This is a genomic window from Pseudomonas sp. MWU13-2862 (assembly GCF_023242495.1).
GTDB lineage: Bacteria > Pseudomonadota > Gammaproteobacteria > Pseudomonadales > Pseudomonadaceae > Aquipseudomonas > Aquipseudomonas gingeri_D.
Genome location: NZ_JALMEZ010000044.1, coordinates 1 through 824 on the forward strand (window position 1 = coordinate 1; position 824 = coordinate 824).

The window sequence follows — 824 nt, forward strand, 5'->3', positions numbered from 1 at the left end:
ACTTTCGACACGCCAGCGATTTTCGCGGCAGCTTCAGCCACGGCACCCACGCCCTGGCCTGCAACCAGCAGGTGAATATCGCCACCGATTTTCGCGGCAGCCGCCACGGTGTTCAGGGTGGCCGGAGCCACGACCTTGTTGTCGTGTTCGGCGATTACCAAGATAGTCATAGTCAGATTACCTTCGCTTCGTTTTTCAGTTTCTCGACCAGTTCTGCAACCGACTTGACCTTGATACCCGCGTTGCGAGCAGCCGGCGCTTCGACTTTCAGGGTCTTGTTGGTGGAGGCGGTGGAAACGCCCAAAGCATCCGGAGTCAGCACTTCAAGCGGCTTCTTCTTGGCTTTCATGATGTTCGGCAGGGACGCATAACGCGGCTCGTTCAAACGCAGGTCGGTGGTGACGATGGCCGGCAGGCTCAACGACACGGTCTGCAGGCCGCCGTCGATTTCGCGGGTCACGGCAACCTTGTCGCCCGACACTTCGACTTTCGAAGCGAAGGTGCCTTGGGCGTAACCGCTCAGGGCTGCCAGCATCTGGCCGGTCTGGTTGTTGTCGCTGTCGATGGCCTGTTTGCCGAGGATCACCAGCTGTGGCTGTTCCTTGTCGACAACGGCTTTCAACAGCTTGGCCACGGCCAGGGAGGTCCGCTCTTCAGCCGATTCAACCAGGATGGCACGGTCGGCACCCAGGGCCAGCGCGGTGCGCAGCTGCTCCTGAGCGGTGGACGGACCAACGGAGACGACGACGATTTCAGTCGCGACGCCTTTTTCCTTCAGGCGTACCGCTTCTTCCACCGCTATTTCGCAGAACGGGTTCTTCCAC

General features: G+C 60.1%; 1 protein-coding gene. It reads right to left on the minus strand.

Features of this window, described 5'->3' with window-relative positions:
* Nucleotides 1-172 precede the first annotated feature (172 nt).
* The coding region (locus M5C56_RS32300; RefSeq protein ID WP_248766937.1) for an electron transfer flavoprotein subunit beta/FixA family protein at nt 173-824 on the minus strand (652 nt) is incomplete at its 5' end.